This is a genomic window from Parasphingopyxis lamellibrachiae (assembly GCF_003385775.1).
Lineage (GTDB): Bacteria > Pseudomonadota > Alphaproteobacteria > Sphingomonadales > Sphingomonadaceae > Parasphingopyxis > Parasphingopyxis lamellibrachiae.
In genome coordinates this window covers 2,170,210-2,190,407 of the sequence record NZ_QRDP01000004.1, presented here as the reverse complement: position 1 = coordinate 2,190,407, position 20,198 = coordinate 2,170,210, and the positions used below count along the sequence as shown (strand labels likewise).

Below are 20,198 nucleotides of genomic sequence, written 5' to 3'. Positions count from 1 at the left end.
TGCTCGCGCGACGTGTCTAAGGATCATCATTGCAATCCGCGCCTTTGATTCCCGGACAAAGCACCGTATATTGTATGGGCGGCGCTTGGCCGTCACATGTTTTAAGGAGTTTCAGCTATACGTCCCCCCATGACCCGCCGCCCTGCGGCACCGCCGATGAACGGCCCTCGCTACAATCAGTTCATTCAATCGCCGAAGGTCCGCGTGATCGACGAGAATGGCGAGAATCTGGGCGTATTGCTGACCAATGAAGCGATCGAACAGGCCGCCGATGTCGGCCTCGATCTTGTAGAGGTCTCGCCGAACGCAGATCCGCCCGTCGCGAAATTCCTCGACGTGGGCAAATATAAATATGAGGCCCAGAAAAAGGCCAATCTCGCCCGCAAGTCGCAAAAGACGCAGGATATCAAAGAGATCAAGATGCGTCCGAACATCGACGATCACGATTACGACGTGAAGATGAAGAAGGTTCACAGCTTCATCGAAGATGGCGACAAGGTGAAAATCACGCTGCGTTTCCGCGGCCGCGAACTCTCCCACCGCGAACTCGGCATGAATCTTCTGCGCCGCGTGCAGGAAGACACCAAGGAAAACGCTAAAACCGAAGCCCATCCGAAGATGGAAGGCCGGCAGATGCTGATGGTGCTCGCACCGAAATAATCGCGATTAACCGCAACGATTGAAACCGCCGTCCGGAAAGCGCATGGGCGGCGGTTATGACCGCACCGCGTTTTGTCTTTCCCCTGTTCCTGCTCGGCAGCATCATCCTGTCTGCCGGCCCCCTGCTCGTGCGCCTCGCCGATGTCGGACCGGTGCAGTCCGCCTTCTGGCGTCTGGCCATCGGCGCGCCGTTGCTGATTCTGATGGTGCGCGCAGCAGAAGGGCGCATTGCGCGGCCGCCTTCTGCATGGAGCATCGTCTGGCTGGTGCTTGGCGGCTTCTTTTTCGCGGCAGATCTCGCCAGCTGGCATCTCGGCATCGAGCGCACGACTCTGGCCAATTCCACCCTGCTCGGCAACGCTGCGGCCTTTCTCTTCCCGGTCTGGGGCTATCTGGTTGTGCGCCGCTGGCCGACGCCGCTCGCCGCCCTCGCCCTGCTGCTGGCCGCAATCGGCATCGGGACGCTGTCGGCCCAGTCCGCCTCGGTCTCCGCCGCCAACCTGAACGGCGATCTGCTGTGCCTGCTCGCCGCCCTGTTCTATACCGCCTATCTGATCGTGATGAACAAGGCGCGGGCCGGCCTGTCCGCGCTGTCGACTCTCGGCTATGCAACGATGGCCGGCGCGCTCTTCCTCCTGCCCGTTGCCCTGCTCGACGGCGGAACCTTCTGGCCGCAGGACTGGACGCCCCTTCTCCTGCTGGCCATCAGCAGCCAGGTCGCAGGGCAGGGGCTGATCATCTATGCGCTGCCGCACCTGCCTCCTCTTGCAAGCGGTTTGGGACTGCTGATCCAACCGCTATTCTCCGGCCTTTTGGGTTTTCTCTGGTTCGCAGAAATCCTGACTATGATCGATGTTGCGGGAATGACGATGATCTTCGCCGCCATCCTGCTTGTCCGCCGCCCGAGCAAGGCGATGCCGCAGGTCGAGAAACGCGTACCGCCGACACTTGGCGGAGCCCAGGCTCCCGACAGCTAGGAAGGCGCACCCACGTTCAGCTTTCGGGCAGCTCGGCCGGCGGCTCCCATAATTCTATCGCATTGCCCTCGGGATCATGGGCCCGCGCAAAATGGCCATAGCTGCCGTCCATGTCCCACTCGTCCTTCCGGATGACTTCGATTCCGGCGCCCTCCAGTTTCTCGATCATTCCAGCCAGATCGTCGACCCGGAAATTGATCATGAAGGCCTTGTCCGCGCTGAAATAGTCGCTGTCCTGCTTGAACGGCGCAAAGACCGTGGGGCCGGCCGCCTGGTGCCACCAGCTGTCACCGCCACCGAGTCCGAAATGATCCCGATACCATTGCGTAAGCGCTTCGGGATCTTCCGCCCGAAAGAATAGCCCGCCCATACCCGTTACCGCCATGACCCGCTTTCCTTTCAAACAACCGGTTTTTCCGGACCATCCGTAACGGAAATGCCGGTCTACGGCCAGTTCGGAGTGTGTTGCTCAAAGACATCACTCGGCCCGACTAACGATCCGGACCTGTTGGTATCTCTGGTGTTTCCCGCCGAGAATCCTAGAAAGTAGGCAACTATAAAACAAAAAATATGCAAACAGGAGACCAAACCGATGCGTAGATCAATCTTGCTAGCGACCGCTGGAATCGCTGCAATAGCCTCACCCGCCATGGCGCAGAACGCCGAAACCGCCGCAGTGAGCGACAGCAGCGATGACAATGTTATCGTCGTGATCGCACAGGGTCGCGAACAGCGGCTTCAGGACGTTCCGATCGCCGTCAGCGCCGTGAATGCGGAAAGCCTGCAGAATTCGGGTGCCAATGACATCCGCCAGCTCAACCAGCTTGCTCCGTCCCTGCTCGTTTCGTCGACCGGCAACGAAGCCAATGGCTCGGCCCGTATCCGCGGCATCGGCACGGTCGGCGACAACCCGGGCCTTGAAAGCTCGGTCGCTGTGTTCATCGATGGCGTATACCGCTCTCGCTCCGGCGCCGGTCTCAATGAACTCGGCCCGATCGAGCGGGTGGAAGTTCTGCGCGGCCCGCAGGGAACGCTGTTTGGCCGGAATGCGTCGGCAGGCCTGATCAACATTGTTACTGCAGGACCCAGCTTCGACCTTGAAGGCTATGCGGCAGCAACATACGGCAATTTCGACACCATCCGTCTCGAAGGCGGCATAAATTTCCCGATCGGCAGCACCGTCGCAGCTCGCGTCGATGGCGTATATCTGGAACGCGACGGCTTTTATAATGACAGGATCAATGGCGGCAGCGTCAACGATCAGGATCGCTATCTCCTCCGTGCCCAGGCCCTGTGGGAAGCGACGCCGGAACTCAGCATCCGTATTATCGGCGATTATTCGAACAAGGACGAAGAATGCTGTGCCGCAGTATTCGTGACCCCGGAGATGACACCGGGCGCCACGCAGAATGCCGCACTCAATCCCTTTGCGGGACCGGGCGGCGGCGGATCGCTGGTTGGCCTGCAAAACCCGATCATTCCGATCCTGCTTGCTCTGGGACAGGATCCGCGGGCCTTCACCGACGATCCCTATGATCGCAACATCTACCCCACAGCCGGTCGCTCCTATGCGGGCGAAACCGAGGACTGGGGCGTTTCGCTCCAGGCGAACTGGGAACTGGGCGCAGTCGACCTGACCTCGATCACGGCCTATCGCGACTATAGCAACAATCAGGGTTCCGACACCGACTATACGGGTGTGGACATTCTGTTCCGCGCACCGGGCAACGATGCCGGCTCACGCCAGTTCCAGACGTTCAGCCAGGAACTTCGCCTGCAGGGGACGGCGTTCAACGACACGCTCGACTGGTTGATCGGCGCTTATTACGCGCATGAAGACCTGACGGTTACCGACAATCTGAAATTCGGCAGCCAGTACGGGGCCTTCGCGCCTTGTCGGGTCATCCTCGCAATCAACCCGGCTCTTGTATCGCCGGGCGGTCAGGGCTGCCTGAGCGCGGGCGGAAGAGCTGTGCTGGCCGGAACGGCGCCCGGCACTATGCCGGCTTTCGGCGCAGGAACGCCGCTCATTCTCGGCGGCCTCGACCTGTTGTCGCAAGTCAACAATGTCGGTGCCAATGGCACGCGTTACGAGCAGACCAGCGAGAACTTCGCCTTCTTCACACATAACATCATTCATATCACCGATCGCCTCGATCTGACGCTCGGCGCTCGCTACACGAATGAGAACAAGGACTTCTCGGCGAACTTCAACAACACCAATGCGATCTGCCCGGTGCAGCGCAATCTTCAGTCCCCGCTGCTGGCCGGGCCTCTGGCCGGGCTCGCCGGAGCGCTGATATCGCTGAGCTGTCAGGGCAATTCGTCGACGGAACTCAATGCGCTCAACATTTCCGATGACCGCAGCGAAGAGGAATTCACCGGCACCGCCGTTCTTTCCTACCGCCCGACGGACGATCTGCTGCTCTATGCCAGCTACTCTCGCGGCTACAAGGCAGGCGGTTTCAACCTTGATCGCTCGGCACTTACCGGCGCGTTCTACAGCCCTGCCGATACGACCGGCCAGTCCAATATCTCGGTTGTCGTCGGCCCTGCTGTGCTGAACAATCCGGCCAATCTTCAGTTTGACGAGGAAACGGTCGATGCCTTCGAGATTGGTGCGAAATATACGGGCCGGAACTTCTCGATCAGTGCGGCAGCCTTCCGTCAGGAGTTTTCAAACTTCCAGCTGAACACGTTCAACGGCACGGTTTTCCTCGTTCAGAACATCAACAGCTGCGGCACGGGCCTTAACGGCGCCGACCAGGATACCGGCGGACTGACCGGTGCCTGTGCGCCTGGCGATGTCCAGCCCGGGGTCATTTCCCAGGGCATCGAAGTCGAGGCTACGCTCAATCCGACCGACTATCTCGCCTTCAACGCGGGCTTCACATACGCTGATACCGGTTATGAAAATGACCTTATCGGCCGTGACGACGGCACGCCGCTCGATCCGGCGCTGCGCCTGCTGCCCGGCGACAGCCTGTCCAACGCGCCTGACATCGTCGTGACCGGCGCCATGAGCTGGACGCCGCCTATCGGCTCCAACGGCATGAGCGGCCTCGTCTATCTCAACACGCGTATGACGAGCGGCTATAATACCGGCTCCGATCTCTTGTTCGGCAAAGAACAGGAAGGCTATGTCGTGGTCAATGCGCGCGTGGGCCTCCGCGGCGCCGACAATCGCTGGTCGCTGGAACTCTGGGCTCAGAACCTCTTCGACACCGATTATACGCAGGTTGCCTTCAACACCCCGTTCATCGCTCCGCAGCAGACCTATTCGGCATTCCTCGCCGAACCGCGGACCTATGGCGTAACGGTTCGTACGCGCTTCTAAGCCGCGCAACCTGAACCTTTTGAGGAGCCCGCGCCCATCAAACGGCGCGGGCTCTTTTTTGTCTCAGAACAATCAGTTGAAGAGAGAGCCTTTCCCGGCCATTGATAGATAATGGCACTCGACTCCCTCATGGTGAAAATCGCGGTGATCGGCGTTGCCGGAGTCGGCGCGCAGTGGATAGCATGGCGCACGGGCAAACCCGCCATCGCACTGATGCTCATCATGGGCATCATCGTCGGGCCGCTCAGCTCCCTCATTCCCCTCGATATATTCCGCGGAGGCCTCATAAATCCCGAAAGAGATTTCGGGGCCCTGATGGAGCCCATCATCAAGCTCGCAGTTGCCGTAATCCTGTTCGAAGGGGGGCTCAGCCTCAATTTCCGGGAGCTGCGACAGGCCGGCTGGGCTGTGATGCGCATTGTCGTCATCGGTGTGCCGCTGGGCTGGTTCCTCGGCACGCTGGCCGCGCACTACGGCGCCGGGCTGAGCTGGTCGGTATCCGCACTGTTCGGCGGCATATTGGTCGTGACGGGCCCTACGGTGATCGGCCCGATGCTGCGCACGCTGCGCGTCGGCCCGCGCGTATCGAACATCCTGAAATGGGAAGGCATCGTCAACGATCCGATCGGCGCGCTGCTTGCCGTCTTCATCTTCGCCTATGTCACCTATGGCGGGTCGGGCACCAATATCGCCGCGATAAGCTTCGACGTTATCGGATCGACCTTCGTGGCAGCCCTGCTCGGCGCAGCGCTTGGCTGGGGCGTCACATGGTTTTTCCCGCGCGGCTATGTACCCGAATATCTGAAAGCGCCGATGCTGCTCATCCTCGTAATCGGCGGCTTCGTACTCGCCGATATCATCCAGCATGAAACGGGTCTGGTCACGGTTACCATCATGGGCGTCGTCATGGCCAACCGGCCGATGTTTTCCAGCCATGCCCTGCGGCGCTTCAAGGAGGATCTTTCGGTCCTCCTCATATCCGGGGTGTTCATCATCCTCTCCGCGACCCTCGACTGGGAAGTCATCACCAGCTTCCAGACAAGTTCCCCCGATCCCGTCGAAGGCGTGCTGCGCTTCACCGGCTTCCTCGTCCTGCTGCTGTTCGTGGTGCGCCCGCTGACCATCCTTGTCGCGCTGCTCTTTTCGAGTGTGCCCTGGAACGAGCGGCTGTTTATCGCCTGGATCGCACCGCGCGGGATTGTCGCCGTCGCGATCACCGGTCTCTTCGCGATCCGCCTCGTCGACTATGGGGTGGAAGATGCCGAAGCGCTGATCCCCCTCTCCTTCGGCGTCGTCATCGCGACAATATTTGCGCACGGTTTTTCGGCAAAATGGTGGGCCAGACGGCTCGGCATCGATCAGGGGCCGGCCGATGGCGTATTGCTTGTCGGGGCCAATCGCTGGACGATCGATTTTGGCGAATTGCTCAAGAAGCTGGACATCCCCGTCACTATTGCAGACCCGTCGCAATATGCGCTGCGGGCCGCCAGACGGCGGGAGCTTGACGTCTATCGCGGAGACATTCTCGACGAAGTGAGCCAGGAGCATCTCGATCTCGGCCAGTTCCAGGAGCTTATCGCGGCAACCGACAATGATGCCTATAACGCCCTGATCTGCGACGATCTGGGCCCCGAAATGGGTTACGACTCGGTCAGCCAGATCGGTACGGACAAAGACCGGGCACCCTATCATTCGCGCGGCCGCGTGCTGATGCGCTCCGCCCCCACGATTGACGATCTGCTGAAATGCGAAGATGCCGACTGGGTCTTCACGCGCACCAAGATCACGGAAAAATTCGGCATCGCGGACCTGAAGCAGAAGCTCGACCCCGAAGCGCTGATGATCTGCGTTCTCAAACCCGACAGGCGCCTGCTTTTCTACTCGACGGACGCACGGCCGATTGTCGAGCCGGGGGATATCATCGTCAGCTATGCGCCGCCCGCAAGCCCCGAAACGCAGCGCGAGAAAAAACAGCGGCCACCACAACCCGAACCGGCGGTTTAAGCCGCTTCCTGCTCCTCTTCTTTCGGCGCTGCAGCCGCTTTCAGAAGCCGCTTCTGGAGGGCCTTCAATCGCGAGGAATTGACGATTTTCTCGCCGAAAAGATCGGTCAGGTAGAAAGTGTCGACGGCCCGTTCGCCATAGGTCGCGATATGGGCGGAGCGGATCGTGGCCTTTGACTGGAACAAGGCATGGGTCAGACTGTTGAGAAGGGCCGGCCGGTCGAGCGCATTGACCTCGATCACCGTATACCGGTTGGACGCCTTGTTATCGATCAGCACGAGCGGTTCGATATGGAAGGCTTCCGCGCGGGTTCGCGAAAGCGGTCGCGCCTCCAGCCGTTCTTTCATCCTGTGCTTGTTGGCCATCGCGTCACGGATGGCTGTTTCGAGACGCTCGAGCTGCCCGGGATCGTCAAAAGTTCCGCCAAACGGGTCCTGAACGAGGATATTGTCGAGCGCCATGCCATCGCGATTGGTATAGATGCGCGCGTCGATGACATTGGCCCCGGCCATATCGACAGCTCCCGCCAGTCTGTAGAACAGCCCCGGATGGTCGGCAGTATAGATCGTCACCAGGGTCGCACCGCGCTCCGGGTCCGGCTGCATCGCTATGGAGAGCTTGTCATTCGTCCCCTCCGCTGCCGACATTTGCCGGGCATTGGCGGCCGCGGTTTCCTCGTTTTCCGCAATCCAATAGGCTTTGGGCATCCGTTTGAAATGCCGCGCCATCTCCGACTGCGACCAGCCCAGGGTTTCGGCCAATTTCTTCTGAGCCGCTTCAATCTGCGAGTTGCGGCCCTGATGCATATGGCCCAGCCGCAGCATTTCTTCCGCAGCACTATATAGATCGGACAATAATTGCCTTTTCCAGTCATTCCAGACGCCGGGCCCGACCGCACGGATATCGACCACCGTGAGCACGAGCAGTAGTTTCAACCGCTCCGGGCTTTTGACCCTGAGAACGAAATCCTCGATCGTCTTGGGATCGGAAAGGTCGCGTTTGAACGCCGAAGCCGACATCAACAGGTGCCAGCGGACAAGCCAGGCGACCGTTTGCGTTTCCCCCGCATCGAGCCCCAGTCGCGGGCAGATCTTGTTGGCCACTTCCGCGCCGAGGATCGAATGGTCGCCGCCCCGGCCCTTGGCAATATCGTGCAGCAGCACCGCCACATAAAGCACGCGCCGGGAGACGAGCTTGCCCATAACTGCATGGGAGAGCGGGTGATCGTCTTTCAGCAACCCGCTCTCAATCTTGGACAATAGTCCGATCGCGCGGATCGTGTGCTCGTCGACCGTATAATGATGATACATGTCGAACTGCATCTGCGCGACAACGCGGCCGAAATCGGGAATGAAGCGCCCGAAAATCCCGGCCTCGTTCATCCAGCGGAGCACGGTTTCCGGATCGCGCGGACTCGTCAACACATCAAGGAAGAGCTGATTCGCCCGGGCGTCTTTGCGGACTTTTTTTGCCACGAGCTTCTCATCGCGGCCCGCCTGCCGCATCGCGGTCGGGTGAATTTCCAGCCCATGCTTGTCGGCGAGGGCAAACAACTCGATCAGGCGAACGGGGTCTTCCGCAAAAAAACCTTCATGGGGGATCGAAAGGCGCCCGCGGTCAAGCGTGAAGCCGTTCAGTTTTCGCGGCTTGCGGCGCAATGTGGGCATGATGAACCGCCTGCCGCGCGGCCCATATTGCTCATCGAGATGGGCGAGGAAGATGCCGGTCAGATCGCCGACCTGTTTCGCGGTCAGAAAATAATGCTGCATGAACCGTTCGACAGCCGATTTTCCGGTCCGCTCGGCATAGTTCATCCGCTTGGCAATTTCGGGCTGCACATCGAAGGTCAGCCGTTCTTCGGGCCGTCCCGAAATCAGATGGAGATGGCAGCGCACGGCAAGCAGGAAGGTGCGCGCCTTGCGAAACTGTTTGAGCTCGTCGGCAGTGAGCAGGCCATGTTCCACCAGCTCGCCCAGATCGCGCACCTGATGTACATAGCGCCCGATCCAGAACAATGTATGGAGATCGCGCAGGCCGCCCTTGCCGTCCTTGATATTGGGTTCGACAACATAGCGGCTGTCGCCCATCCGCTCGTGCCGGGAATCGCGTTCGGCCAGCTTTTCTGCGGTAAAGGCTTGGGCCGTACCCTCGACAACTTCGACATAAAAGCGCCGGGTTGCCTCATCATACAGCGTTTCGTCGCCCCAGAGATAGCGCGCTTCGAGCAGGGCCGTGCGGATCGTGAGATCGCTTTTCGCCATCCGTACCATATCGTCGAGCGAGCGGCTCGAATGGCCGACCTTCAGACCCAGATCCCAGAGCGTATACAGGATCGTCTCGATCACCTGCTCGCACCAGGGCGACTGTTTGTACGGCGTCAGGAAACCGATATCGAGATCGGAGAAGGGCGCGAGCTCGCTGCGGCCATAGCCGCCAACCGCGATCAGGGTCAGCCGTTCGGCATCCGATGGATTGCTGTTCGAATAGAGCCGCTGGACCGTGAAATCATAAATGAGCCTGAGCAGCTGATCGTAGAGGAAGGAATAGCTCGCGGTGATAATGCTCCCGTGCGAGGGCCGGGCCACCAGGCGCGCGGAAATCTCTGCACCGCCCTTTTCCATGGCTTCGCGCAGCTCCTCCACCGCCGCCGCGCGCAAGGCGGCCGACCCGTCTGCTTCCAGCCCGTGCAGTCGGGCCGCGACTTCGCGGCGATCGATAATTGCGCGGCGATTGGGAATGGTGGTACCGGCCATGGCTCCAATCTAGGCGTCGCCGCCATCGTCCGCCAGCCGCTTGAGCCGATAAATCATTTCAAGCGCCTCGCGCGGGCTGAGATCATCGGCATGAATGGCGGCCAGCGCATCGCGCAGCGGATCGGGCCGCTCTTCCTCCTGCACGGCATCCGCCGCGAAAAGAGGCAGGTCATCAAGTCCCGCCGCAAGCCCGCCAGTCGACGCCCGGCCCGCTTCCAGTTTCGCCAGCACTGCCTTGGCACGGGCAACCGTTTCCTTCGGCAGTCCGGCAAGCTTGGCCACGGCGAGGCCGTAACTGCGATCCGCCGCGCCATCCGCCAGTTCGTGGAGCAGGACCAGATCGCCCTTCCATTCCCGCGCCCGCACGTGATGGAGGGAGAGCGCGTCGAGCCTTTCGGCGAGCCGGGTCAGCTCATGATAGTGGGTGGCGAACAGGCAGCGGCACCTGTTAACGTCATGGACCGCCTCGACAACCGCCCAGGCAATGGCAAGCCCGTCATAGGTCGACGTACCGCGCCCGACCTCGTCGAGAATAACCAGACTGTTCTCCGTCGCCTGGGCGAGAATTGCGGCCGTTTCCACCATCTCGACCATGAATGTCGACCGGCCCCGCGCCAGATTGTCCGACGCGCCGACACGACTGAACAGCTTGTCGACAATGCCCAGTTCGGCGGAGGCCGCCGGCACATAGCTGCCTGCCTGGGCGAGTACGGCAATCAGGGCATTCTGTCGCAGAAAGGTCGATTTACCGCCCATATTGGGCCCGGTTACGAGCCAGAGCCGCTCCTCGGGAGACAGGCCGCAATCGTTGGCGACAAATCGCTCGCCCAGCTGCTCGACCGCCTGTTCGACAACCGGGTGCCGACCACCTTCGATTTCGAAACAGGCATGGGCCGCCAATTTGGGTCGGGCCCAGCCGGCCAGGGTCGCCTGCTCAGCAAGCGCGGCGGCAACATCCAGCCGAGCAAGCGCATCGGCCGTCGCGGCGACGCGCGCCTTGTCGGCCAACAGGATTTCGATCAGTTCCTCGAGATGCGCCGCTTCCGCCGCAAGGGCATGGGCACCGGCCTGGATCACCCGCTGCGCTTCCTCATGGAGGTCCGGCGCGTTGAAGCGCACGACCCCGGCCAGCGTCTGGCGATGGGTGAAGCCGGATTCCGCGCTCATCAGCGGATCGGCATGCCGGGATGGCACTTCGATATGATAGCCGAGCACGTTGTTGTGCTTGACCTTCAGGCTGGCGATGCCCGTCGCCTCGCGGTAGCGCGCCTCGAGCGCGGCGATCGCCTTGCGCCCGGCGCCTGCCGTCGCCCGCAGATCGTCCAGTGCGGCGTCATAGCCTTCGGCGATATAGCCGCCTTTGGCCATGTCTATCGGCGGCTCGGGCACGAGCGCCCGCGACAGGCGGTCGGTCAATGCGCCATGCCCGGTCAGGAGCGGCAGCAACCGGCTCAGCAACGCCGGCGGCTCTGCAATCCGCGCAAGGCTGATATGCAGATCCCGCGCCGCGCCGAGGCCGTCGCGCAGCAGGCCAAGGTCCCGCGGCGTGCCGCGCCCGGCCACCAGCCTGCCCAGCGCCCGGCCCAGATCGGGCAGCGCCTTGAGCGCCGCGCGCAAGCTTTCGCGGCGACCGGCGTCATTGGCAAACAGCTGCACAAGATCGAACCGCGCCGTGATCGCTTCGGGTGATGTCAGCGGCGCCGAAATGTCAGCCGCAAGCAATCGCGCACCCGCCCCGGTAACGCTCCGGTCGATGCTACCGAGCAGGCTTCCCTTGCGTCCGCCGCCCACGGCCTGGGTCAGCTCGAGGCTTTCCCGCGTCGCCGCGTCGATAAGCATATGATCGCTGGTCCGGTGGCGGCGCGGCGGCTGGAGAAACGGCACCGCGCCCTGGCCCGCCGTTTCGAGATAGGCGAGCAGCCCGCCGGCGGCAGCAAGTTCGGCGCGGTGAAGATCGCCAAAGCCGTCCAGCGTCGCGACCCCGAACATGGCCTTCAGCCGCTTTTCCGCGCCGATGCTGCTGAAATCCGTTCTCGGGCAAATCTGCGCATCGCTAGGCGCCGCGGCAAAGCCTTCCGGAACGATCAGCTCCGCCGCGGACAACCGGGCAAGTTCGGCGTCCAGCATATCGGGTTCGGCCAGCGACAATGTGAACCGACCGGTCGAGATGTCGGCAGCGGCGATACCCAGCGCCTCGCCGGTTTCGGCGATGGCGACGAGCCAGTTTTCCGATTTCGCGTCGAGCAGCGTTTCTTCGGTCAGCGTGCCCGCCGTAACGACGCGCACCACCGCGCGGCCGACCAGCGCTTTCGATCCGGCGCGCTTCTTCGCCTGTTCCGGCGTTTCCGTCTGGTCGGCAAGCGCAACCCGGTGCCCCGCCTTTATCAGTCGCGCCAGATACACTTCATGGCTGTGTGCTGGCACGCCGCACATCGGAATCGGCTCGCCTTCATGCTCTCCGCGTGCCGTGAGCGCGATATCGAGAGTCGCCGCCGCCTGCTTCGCATCTTCGAAAAACAGCTCGAAAAAATCACCCATGCGATAGAAAAGCAGACAATCCGGCACAGTTTCCTTAAGCGCCAGATATTGCGTCATCATCGGCGTCGGGCCGGTTTTGGCTGCGCGCGTCTTTTTTGCCTTGGTCGCCATGTCGAATCGGGGGATAGCGTCTTGCCGCCGTGGCCGCCATGCCTCAATAAGGCGAAAGGACGAGTTCGTCCGCTCAGCCACACTATCATCACCGGGGGGAATTGATGAACGACCGCAGCAATGTCGAATTTTCTGAGCGGGAGGCGCTGCTTTTTCACTCACACGATCGGCCGGGCAAGATCGAAATCGTTGCAACCAAACCCATGGCAACGCAGCGCGATTTGAGTCTCGCCTATTCGCCCGGAGTTGCGGTCCCCGTTAAAGCCATCGCCGAGGATCCGGCCAAGGCCTATGACTATACGGCCAAGGGCAATCTCGTCGCCGTCATCTCCAACGGCACGGCGATTCTGGGCCTCGGCAATCTCGGTGCGCTCGCTTCCAAGCCTGTGATGGAAGGAAAAGCCGTTCTTTTCAAACGTTTCGCCGATGTCGATTCGATCGATATCGAGCTCGATACCGAAGATGTCGACAAGTTCATCAGCGCGGTCGAGATCATGGAGCCGAGCTTTGGCGGCATCAATCTGGAAGATATCGGCGCGCCAGCCTGTTTCATCATCGAGCAGACACTGAAAGAGCGGATGAATATTCCCGTCTTTCATGACGATCAGCACGGCACGGCGATCATTTCGGCCGCCGGCCTGATCAACGCGCTGCATCTGACAGGGCGGGACATCAGGGACTGCCGCATGGTCGTGAACGGTGCCGGTGCCGCAGCTATCGCCTGCACGGAGCTGATCAAGGCCATGGGAATGCCGCATGACAATGTCATCATGTGCGATCGCAAGGGCGTTATCTACCAGGGCCGCGAGGAGGGGATGGATCAGTGGAAATCCGCCCATGCCGCCGCCACCGATACGCGCACGCTACAAGAGGCGCTGTCTGGGGCAGACATTTTCCTCGGCCTGTCCGCCGGCGGCGCGCTGAGACCGGAAATGGTAATGGAAATGGCCGACCAGCCGATCATTTTCGCCATGGCCAATCCAGATCCTGAAATCACCCCGCCCGAGGCGAAAGAAGCGCGGCCCGACGCGATTATCGCGACGGGCCGGTCCGACTATCCCAACCAGGTCAACAACGTCCTGGGTTTTCCGTTCATTTTCCGTGGCGCTCTCGATGTACGCGCGACGACAATCAACGATGAAATGAAGATTGCCGCTGCCGAAGCCATCGCCGCACTGGCCCGGCAACAGGTGCCCGAAGAAGTGGCGGCCGCCTATGGGACCTCGCACAGTTTCGGGCCCGACTATATCATACCGGCGCCCTTCGATCCCCGGCTGATGGAAATCGTGCCTGCCGCCGTCGCCCAGGCCGCTATGGATACCGGCGTTGCACGGCTGCCGATCCTAGATATGGACGAGTATCGCCATCGCCTGAAATCACGCCTCAACCCGACCACATCCGTGCTTACCCTGGCCTATGACCAGGCCCGCGCGCACCCCCGCCGCGTTCTGTTCGCGGAGGGCGAGGAGGAAGTGGTGCTGAGGGCCGCCATCCAGTTCCGCGAAGGCGGCTATGGTATCCCCGTCCTGGTCGGGCGCGACGATGTTCCGGACCGGCTGCGCGCGCTGGGTGTCAGCGACCCGGAAGAGTATGAGTATCACAACAGCCGCAAGTCCCCCCTCGTCTCCGAGATGGTCGAGTATCTCTACGAGCGGCTCCAGCGACGCGGCTATCTGCGGCGCGATTGCGAACGGCTCGTCAACCAGGATCGCCACATCTTCGGCGCGCTTCTGGTCGCGCTGGGCGAAGCCGATGTCATGATTACGGGTGTGACGCGCCAGTATAACCAGTCGCTAGGCCAGGTGATGAAGGTGCTTGATCCCATGGAAGGGCGGCGACCGTTCGGCATCCATATCCTGGTCGGCAAGAGCCACACCGTGTTCATGGCGGACACTACGGTCAACGAGCGGCCTTCGCCCGAGCTACTTGCCGATATCGCCGAACAGACGGCGGCCGTGGCGCGCCGGATGGGCCACGAACCACGCGTGGCCTTCCTCTCATATTCGACTTTCGGCAACCCGCCCGGCAACTGGCTGGAAAATATTCGCGATGCGGTTGCTCTGCTCGACGCGCGGGGCGTCAGCTTCGAATATGAGGGCGAGATGGCGCCCGACGTCGCCCTGAACCCGAAGCTGATGAAGAACTACCAGTTCAGCCGCCTGTCCGAACCGGCCAACGTCCTTGTGATGCCTGGTCTGCAATCGGCCAATCTCAGCGCCAAACTGCTACGCGAACTGGGCGGCGACCATGTTATCGGGCCGATGCTGGTCGGCATGGCCAACCCGGTGCAGATCGCAACCATGTCGGCAACGGCAAGCGAGCTCGTCACGCTGGCTGTGCTCGCCGCCGGCGGAATCGCGCGTTAGATTTCCATTGTTGGAACCTTGCTGAGGCAAGGTTATCTCACCGGCCGGCTCAACCGGCGGGTTGAGGCGCGCGCATGAGTTCTGTTTATCCGCCCGGATTGTCGGCGGTGCTGCCCGCCTGGCCGACACTGCCGACACGGCCGATATTGCCGAAAAGTTCGTCGAAGAAGCCGCGGTTGCGGCCGAGCGTCGGCGTCTCGTCGCTGGACGGCGATATCGAAGCAACCTGATCCATGCCGATACGGTCGACAGCCGCGACATTGCCATCGCCGGCGAATCGCACCGCCAATATCGTCTGGTCGGTGGGCCGCGGACGGGCGAAGGCAAGCTGGCGCGAATCGCGCGAAACATAATACCAGGTCGGCGTTTCGGTGGAGGTCGTGAACTGGCTGGTAAAGGTCGGTCGGCCCAGCATAGCCTGCACCGAAGCGCGGTTATCGACCCCCGGCTGCACGGACTGGACCAGGATCGGCTCACCAAAATATCCCTGATGCGTGCGAATCTGCGCGCAGCCGCTCGTCACAAAGCCTGTCGCAAAAAGGGCAGTCACGCTTGCAATCAACGGCAAGTGCCGGATTTTCCGGGGCATTTCGGTCTCCTTACGCGCAACACCTGTACAGCCAGCATTGCAACTTGATACTCGGCGCTCAATATGCGGAAGGCGACCCGGATAGCAAGGCCGCATCGAAGGAGCGATATCCACCAATGTCCCTGATAGACCGGCTTTTCAAGCGCAACCGTCCACGAGAGGCGATGGTCCCGCTCTATCGCGGCATCGTCGAACGCGGACGCGACACGCAATGGTATGCCACGGGCGGGGTTCCGGATACGCAGGACGGCCGGTTCGACATGATCGCCGCCATCCTTGCGCTGACCCTGCTGCGGATCGAGCGCGAGGGCCGGACCTATGCCAGCGAAAGTGCGTTGCTGGCGGAGCTGTTCATAGGCGATATGGACGGCCAGCTGCGCCAGCTGGGGATTGGCGACATCGTGGTGGGCAAGCATATCGGCAAGATGCTGGGTGCACTCGGCGGCAGGCTGGATGCCTATCGCGAAGGATTTGCCGAAGGCGGCGATGTCGGAGAAGCCCTGCTCCGCAATCTCTATCGCGGCGAACCGCCAACCAGGGATCAGACGGCATTCACCGTTTCACGCCTCAGGGCATTCGCGCAGGCGCTGGCAAAGGAACCGGCGGATGCGATCATCGCCGGCGCGCTTCCGGAACTCGCATGAGTCAGCCGCCCGAATTTTCGCGCCCGATCCCGATCGATGCGATCGGAGCGGGAGCGGCATCGCACAGTGTGGAGGCCAGTGCCGAGGAATGCGCTGCGCTGGCCGGGCGTTTCGAACTGATGGCCATGGACGGCCTGTCTGCGGAAGCGGAGGTCCGGCGGAACGACACTGTCGTCTATGCCAGGGGACTGGCCAGAGCCGAAGTCACGCAAAGCTGCGTGGTAACCGGCGATCCGGTTTCAAGCAGGATCGAAGCCGAGTTCGATCTGCGCTTCCTGCCAGAAACCGCGCCGCCATCCGAGGAGGAAATCGAACTGAGCGCGGACGAGTGCGAAACCATGACCTATACCGGCGGCGCTATCGATATCGGCGAAGCGGCCGCCCAGACCGTGGCGCTCGCTCTGGACCCATTTCCCCGCAGCGGCAATGCGGAACAGGTTTTGCGGGATGCAGGCGTTATCAGCGAAGAGGAAGCCGGGCCCTTTGGCGCACTCAAGGGATTGCGCGATGCCCTTGCCGGGAAAAGCGCCGACTAGCCGCTAAAAAGGAACATCGTCGTCAAGATCGTCGTCGAACGCGCCGCCCGCAGGCTTCGAACCGGATGACTGGCCACCACCATAGCCGCCGTCATTACCCCCAGAGCCGCCCCAGCTTTCACCCGAACCGCCTCCGGACGACTGGCCGCCACCTCCCCCGCCATCGCGGCCGTCAAGCATGGTCATGCTGCCGTTGAAGCCATCGATTACGACTTCGGTGGAATAGCGGTCGTTGCCAGACTGGTCCTGCCATTTGCGGGTGCGAAGCTGGCCTTCGATATAAACCTTGCTGCCCTTGCGCAGATAGCGTTCGGCGACATTGGCGAGGCCTTCGGAGAAGATCGCGACGCTGTGCCATTCGGTGCGCTCTTTGCGCTCGCCGGTCTGCTTGTCCTTCCATGTCTCGGATGTCGCGATGCGCAGATTGCAGACCTTGCCGCCATTGCTGAACGAACGCGATTCCGGGTCGCGCCCCAGATTGCCGATAAGGATTACCTTGTTGACGCTGCCAGCCATGTCTTGTCTCCCAGAATTCCTGCCGCCGAGTCCCGGCGGATAGTTCGCCTTGGCTTAGAAAAAGGGCGGGGATTCGACAAGCACCGGGAGAACGCAACATGGGGTTATGTTGGAGCGGTGTGTGTGTGCTTGCCAGAATTTCGCTTGTTGTCCGCCGGTCTCAGGCAGGTGATCGGGCACCGGACCGGTCGCTACAACCCGAATCCAACCGCCGTCCAATAGGTGATCCCGGCGGCCAGATAGGCAAGCGCAAACAGATAGGCGAGCATGAAGGCCGGCCATCGCCAGCTGTTGGTCTCGCGCCTTGTGACGGCAATCGTCGACAGGCATTGCGGGGCGAAGACGAACCAGGCGAGGAAAGCGAGCGCGGTTGGCAGGCTCCACTGCCCCTGCAGCTGCTGGGTCAGCGACTGTTCGGCCTGCTCCTCGTCGCTTTCATCGATCGAATAAGTTGTGGCAAGGGCGGAAACCGCCACTTCGCGGGCCGCCATGGCGGGGATCAGCGCCAGCGAAATTTCCTCGTTGAAGCCGATCGGCGCCATCACGACATGGAGCCCGTCGGCAACCCGCCCGGCAATCGAATATTCGGTCTGGCTGAGCGGGCTGTCTTCGGGTGCCTGCGGGAAAGAAAGCAGGCCCCAGAGCACGATTGTGGTGACAAAGATTATCGTCCCGGCGCGTTTCAGGAATATCCAGGCCCGTTGCCAGAGACCGAGCGCCAGATCGCGGAGCAGTGGCAGCTGATATTTGGGCATCTCCATGATGAAGCTGGCCGCCGCCCCTTTGGCGACAGTGCGCCGCAGAACGAGCGCCGCAATCATCGCCCCTACAATGCCCGATATATACAAGCCGAAAAGGACCAGACCCTGAAGACCGATACCCGGCCCCACACTGCTGTTGGGGATGAAGGCGGCGATAATGATCGCATAGACGGGCAGCCGGGCCGAACAGGTCATCAGCGGCGCGATCAGGATTGTTGTGAGCCGGTCTTTAGGATCAGCAATCGTCCGGGTCGCCATGATGCCCGGAATGGCGCATGCAAAGGAGGAAAGCAGGGGAATGAAAGACGCGCCCGACAGGCCGAAACGCGCCATCAGCCGATCCATCAGGAAAGCCGCCCGCGTCATATAGCCAGTGGCTTCGAGCAGCAGGATGAAAAAGAACAGGATCAGGATCTGCGGCAGGAAAACGACGACCGAACCGACCCCGTTTATCACCCCGTCTATGATAAAGGATCTGAAATATCCTTCCGGCAGCAAGTTGTCCGCGGTGGCGGTCAGCCAGCCCTGCCCGGCTTCGATCCATCCGACCGGGGCTTCCGACCAGGCAAAGACCGCCTGGAACATTACAAACAGCAATCCGGCAAGCAGCAGCGGACCGAACAGCGGATGCAGGGCCACAGAGTCGATACGCTGGTTCAGACGCCGGGAGGGCGTTTCGCTGACGATCGTGCGCCGGGCTATTGTCCGGGCGCGCTCCGTATTGAGCAGCGTATCATATTCGTCTCCGTCGCCGCGACCCGGGTCGATCGCGCGGATGTTCGCACCGGTAACGCTGCCGTCTATGGCTTCTTTCAGCTCTTCAATGCCGCGCCTTCGAACGGCGACGGTCGGAACGACAGGAACGCCGAGTTCCCGGGCAAGCGTATCCGGATCCAGCTCGAGCCCGTCGCGCGTGGCAAGATCGACCATGTTGAGGGCAACCACAATCGGCAGCCCCAAGGCGATCAGTTGCAGCGTGAAGCGGAGATGGTTTTCGAGATTCGCGGCATCGATAACCACGACAAGCGCATCGGGCAGGCGTTCGCCTTGCTGTGCGCCGGTTACGACATCGCGGGTCACCTCCTCGTCAGGGCTCGACGGGTCGAGGCTATAGGCGCCGGGCAAATCGATCAGCTCGACCGGGCGCCCATCGGCAAGCGCAAGCCGGCCAGCATGCCGCTCTACCGTGACACCGGGATAATTGCCGATCTTTTGCCGCGCGCCGGTCAGCGCGTTGAACAGAGCGCTTTTGCCGGCATTGGGATTGCCGACCAGCGCAACCAGCGGAATACCCGTCATGTCTCTGAAACTTCTACCTCTATGGCGCAGGCATGGGCCCGGCGCACCGCTATCGTCATCCGGCCGACCTTGCAGGCAATGGGATCGCGGCCGAAGGGCGCGCGGTGCAGGGGCTGGATCGCAACACCCTCGCCAAAGCCGAGCTCGCGCAACCTTTTGCCATCGGCGGGCGACAAGGCCGACCAGTTTATCGCCGCTATGCGGGCGGACTGGCGGAGAGGCAGGTCATCAAGACTCACGGGAATCATCCATCTGATGTGGTTATCTGCGAGTGATTATCAATATCGGAAAGGAAAAGCCAGCCATCTATATACCGCAGGGCCGCTAGCGGCCGGGATAGCGCAATCGACCGAGAAAGCGGGAAACGCTGAACCGGCGGTCCGGATCGCCGCGCAGCTTTTTCTTGAACTTTTCGAACTGCGCGACATTGCCCAGCCGGCGATCGAGAAAGGCTATGGTCTCCGCCTCGCCTTCGCTCTCATCGTCCATCCAGACCATGATCGTGGACCCGTAAACGCCGGACAGGATGGTCCGCTTGCTGTAATGGTTGAAGTCGGTCGCGGTATCGCCAGCCAGCCTCCACATCGCATCCGCCGACCGCCAGGCAAGCTTGCCGGCAAGCGGCATATTGCTGGGCATGGCCAGGATCGCCATGGCGCGGCGCAGGGCCTCCTTGTTGGGACGGGCGATTTCGATCCGTTTGAGGATCGCGCCCCTTATGCGCTTGTGAACGGGCATTGCGGCGAGCTCTTCGGCGGAGAAGGCCGCCGCCATTTCCGCATCGATATGCGCGAACCATGCATCGATCATGTCCGGAGCGCCCCGGGGGAAGGCGAGGCTCGCGGCGCCGGTGTCAACACCGGCTTCGTCCGCAGCCCGGTGCACAGCCTCTTCGTCCCACCCGTCAAAAGCGGCATGCCCGGCGATAATCGGCGCAAGGTGCACACGGATTTCGTCGAGTGTCGGGTCTGCAGGAAGGGGTTGGGCCATGGGTCTGTATATACGCCTTCGACAAATAAGGCCAAGGCCTGTGCACGTGCTTCGTGACAGATTCCCACGCCTTTGGTATCGCTCCCATTCACAGGCTCGCGGCCTTGAGCCTTGAGA

15 protein-coding genes are annotated in these 20,198 nt (G+C 61.6%); 7 read left to right on the top strand and 8 right to left on the bottom strand.

The window, feature by feature from the left end; genetic code table 11:
- Positions 1–129: 129 nt before the first annotated feature.
- Complete coding sequence (gene infC / locus DFR46_RS10955; protein ID WP_116236473.1) at positions 130–660, top strand: translation initiation factor IF-3; 531 nt, start codon at positions 130–132, stop codon at positions 658–660.
- A 56-nt stretch (positions 661–716) separates the two neighbouring features.
- Positions 717–1,637 (top strand): DMT family transporter, encoded by a 921-nt coding sequence (locus DFR46_RS10950; RefSeq protein ID WP_116236472.1) that lies wholly within the window; start codon positions 717–719, stop codon positions 1,635–1,637.
- A 16-nt stretch (positions 1,638–1,653) separates the two neighbouring features.
- On the opposite strand, the gene DFR46_RS10945 is transcribed toward DFR46_RS10950, so the two are convergent.
- The gene (locus tag DFR46_RS10945) at positions 1,654–2,022 is read right to left on the bottom strand and encodes a VOC family protein (protein ID WP_116236471.1); all 369 of its coding nucleotides are present in this window, start codon (positions 2,020–2,022) and stop codon (positions 1,654–1,656) included.
- 207 nt (positions 2,023–2,229) lie between these two features.
- Between DFR46_RS10945 and DFR46_RS10940 the strand changes: the two genes are divergently transcribed.
- Entirely contained in the window at positions 2,230–4,974 is a 2,745-nt protein-coding gene (locus DFR46_RS10940; RefSeq protein WP_116236470.1) for a TonB-dependent receptor, read from the top strand.
- Positions 4,975–5,085: 111 nt separating this feature from the next.
- Positions 5,086–6,978, top strand: a complete 1,893-nt coding sequence (locus tag DFR46_RS10935) for a cation:proton antiporter (protein WP_116236469.1) — start codon at positions 5,086–5,088, stop codon at positions 6,976–6,978.
- Here the strand turns inward: DFR46_RS10935 and DFR46_RS10930 are convergent.
- Positions 6,975–9,731, bottom strand: a complete 2,757-nt coding sequence (locus DFR46_RS10930; protein ID WP_116236468.1) for a [protein-PII] uridylyltransferase — start codon at positions 9,729–9,731, stop codon at positions 6,975–6,977. The genes DFR46_RS10935 and DFR46_RS10930 overlap by 4 nt on opposite strands.
- 9 nt (positions 9,732–9,740) lie before the next feature.
- Positions 9,741–12,380 (bottom strand): DNA mismatch repair protein MutS, encoded by a 2,640-nt coding sequence (mutS, locus tag DFR46_RS10925; RefSeq protein ID WP_245953826.1) that lies wholly within the window; start codon positions 12,378–12,380, stop codon positions 9,741–9,743.
- Positions 12,381–12,484: 104 nt separating this feature from the next.
- Here mutS and DFR46_RS10920 point away from each other — a divergent pair, with 104 nt between their 5' ends.
- Positions 12,485–14,746: an NADP-dependent malic enzyme gene (locus tag DFR46_RS10920; protein WP_116236467.1), complete on the top strand. Its 2,262-nt coding sequence runs from the start codon at positions 12,485–12,487 to the stop codon at positions 14,744–14,746.
- 85 nt (positions 14,747–14,831) lie between these two features.
- On the opposite strand, the gene DFR46_RS10915 is transcribed toward DFR46_RS10920, so the two are convergent.
- The gene (locus tag DFR46_RS10915) at positions 14,832–15,335 is read right to left on the bottom strand and encodes an outer membrane protein assembly factor BamE (RefSeq protein ID WP_116236466.1); all 504 of its coding nucleotides are present in this window, start codon (positions 15,333–15,335) and stop codon (positions 14,832–14,834) included.
- Positions 15,336–15,451: 116 nt separating this feature from the next.
- On the opposite strand from DFR46_RS10915, the gene DFR46_RS10910 reads away from it, so the two are divergent.
- A complete protein-coding gene (locus DFR46_RS10910) occupies positions 15,452–15,979 on the top strand; it encodes a ubiquinol-cytochrome C chaperone family protein (RefSeq protein ID WP_116236465.1) in 528 nt (175 codons plus the stop codon).
- Positions 15,976–16,515 (top strand): YceD family protein, encoded by a 540-nt coding sequence (locus DFR46_RS10905; RefSeq protein WP_116236464.1) that lies wholly within the window; start codon positions 15,976–15,978, stop codon positions 16,513–16,515. Before DFR46_RS10910 ends, DFR46_RS10905 begins: the two co-directional genes overlap by 4 nt.
- 3 nt (positions 16,516–16,518) lie before the next feature.
- Here the strand turns inward: DFR46_RS10905 and ssb are convergent, their stop codons facing one another.
- From ssb to DFR46_RS10885, 4 genes are all read right to left on the bottom strand, one after another.
- Positions 16,519–17,031, bottom strand: coding sequence for a single-stranded DNA-binding protein (gene ssb / locus DFR46_RS10900; RefSeq protein ID WP_116236463.1), 513 nt, complete (start codon positions 17,029–17,031; stop codon positions 16,519–16,521).
- A 191-nt stretch (positions 17,032–17,222) separates the two neighbouring features.
- Entirely contained in the window at positions 17,223–19,091 is a 1,869-nt protein-coding gene (feoB, locus tag DFR46_RS10895) for a ferrous iron transporter B (RefSeq protein ID WP_116236462.1), read from the bottom strand.
- Positions 19,088–19,339, bottom strand: coding sequence for a FeoA family protein (locus DFR46_RS10890; protein WP_116236461.1), 252 nt, complete (start codon positions 19,337–19,339; stop codon positions 19,088–19,090). Before DFR46_RS10890 ends, feoB begins: the two co-directional genes overlap by 4 nt.
- A 76-nt stretch (positions 19,340–19,415) precedes the next feature.
- Positions 19,416–20,081 (bottom strand): COQ9 family protein, encoded by a 666-nt coding sequence (locus tag DFR46_RS10885; protein WP_116236460.1) that lies wholly within the window; start codon positions 20,079–20,081, stop codon positions 19,416–19,418.
- Positions 20,082–20,198 lie beyond the last annotated feature (117 nt).

Bases quoted from the DNA above. Each gene is read 5' to 3' on its own strand.
- feoB (WP_116236462.1), bottom strand. From the start codon at position 19,091: ATGACGGGTATTCCGCTGGTTGCGCTGGTCGGCAATCCCAATGCCGGC.
- ssb (WP_116236463.1), bottom strand. From the start codon at position 17,031: ATGGCTGGCAGCGTCAACAAGGTAATCCTTATCGGCAATCTGGGGCGC.
- DFR46_RS10885 (WP_116236460.1), bottom strand. From the start codon at position 20,081: ATGGCCCAACCCCTTCCTGCAGACCCGACACTCGACGAAATCCGTGTG.
- infC (WP_116236473.1), top strand. From the start codon at position 130: ATGACCCGCCGCCCTGCGGCACCGCCGATGAACGGCCCTCGCTACAAT.
- DFR46_RS10910 (WP_116236465.1), top strand. From the start codon at position 15,452: ATGTCCCTGATAGACCGGCTTTTCAAGCGCAACCGTCCACGAGAGGCG.
- mutS (WP_245953826.1), bottom strand. From the start codon at position 12,380: ATGGCGACCAAGGCAAAAAAGACGCGCGCAGCCAAAACCGGCCCGACG.
- DFR46_RS10890 (WP_116236461.1), bottom strand. From the start codon at position 19,339: ATGATTCCCGTGAGTCTTGATGACCTGCCTCTCCGCCAGTCCGCCCGC.
- DFR46_RS10905 (WP_116236464.1), top strand. From the start codon at position 15,976: ATGAGTCAGCCGCCCGAATTTTCGCGCCCGATCCCGATCGATGCGATC.
- DFR46_RS10945 (WP_116236471.1), bottom strand. From the start codon at position 2,022: ATGGCGGTAACGGGTATGGGCGGGCTATTCTTTCGGGCGGAAGATCCC.
- DFR46_RS10930 (WP_116236468.1), bottom strand. From the start codon at position 9,731: ATGGCCGGTACCACCATTCCCAATCGCCGCGCAATTATCGATCGCCGC.
- DFR46_RS10950 (WP_116236472.1), top strand. From the start codon at position 717: ATGACCGCACCGCGTTTTGTCTTTCCCCTGTTCCTGCTCGGCAGCATC.
- DFR46_RS10940 (WP_116236470.1), top strand. From the start codon at position 2,230: ATGCGTAGATCAATCTTGCTAGCGACCGCTGGAATCGCTGCAATAGCC.
- DFR46_RS10920 (WP_116236467.1), top strand. From the start codon at position 12,485: ATGAACGACCGCAGCAATGTCGAATTTTCTGAGCGGGAGGCGCTGCTT.
- DFR46_RS10915 (WP_116236466.1), bottom strand. From the start codon at position 15,335: ATGCCCCGGAAAATCCGGCACTTGCCGTTGATTGCAAGCGTGACTGCC.
- DFR46_RS10935 (WP_116236469.1), top strand. From the start codon at position 5,086: ATGGCACTCGACTCCCTCATGGTGAAAATCGCGGTGATCGGCGTTGCC.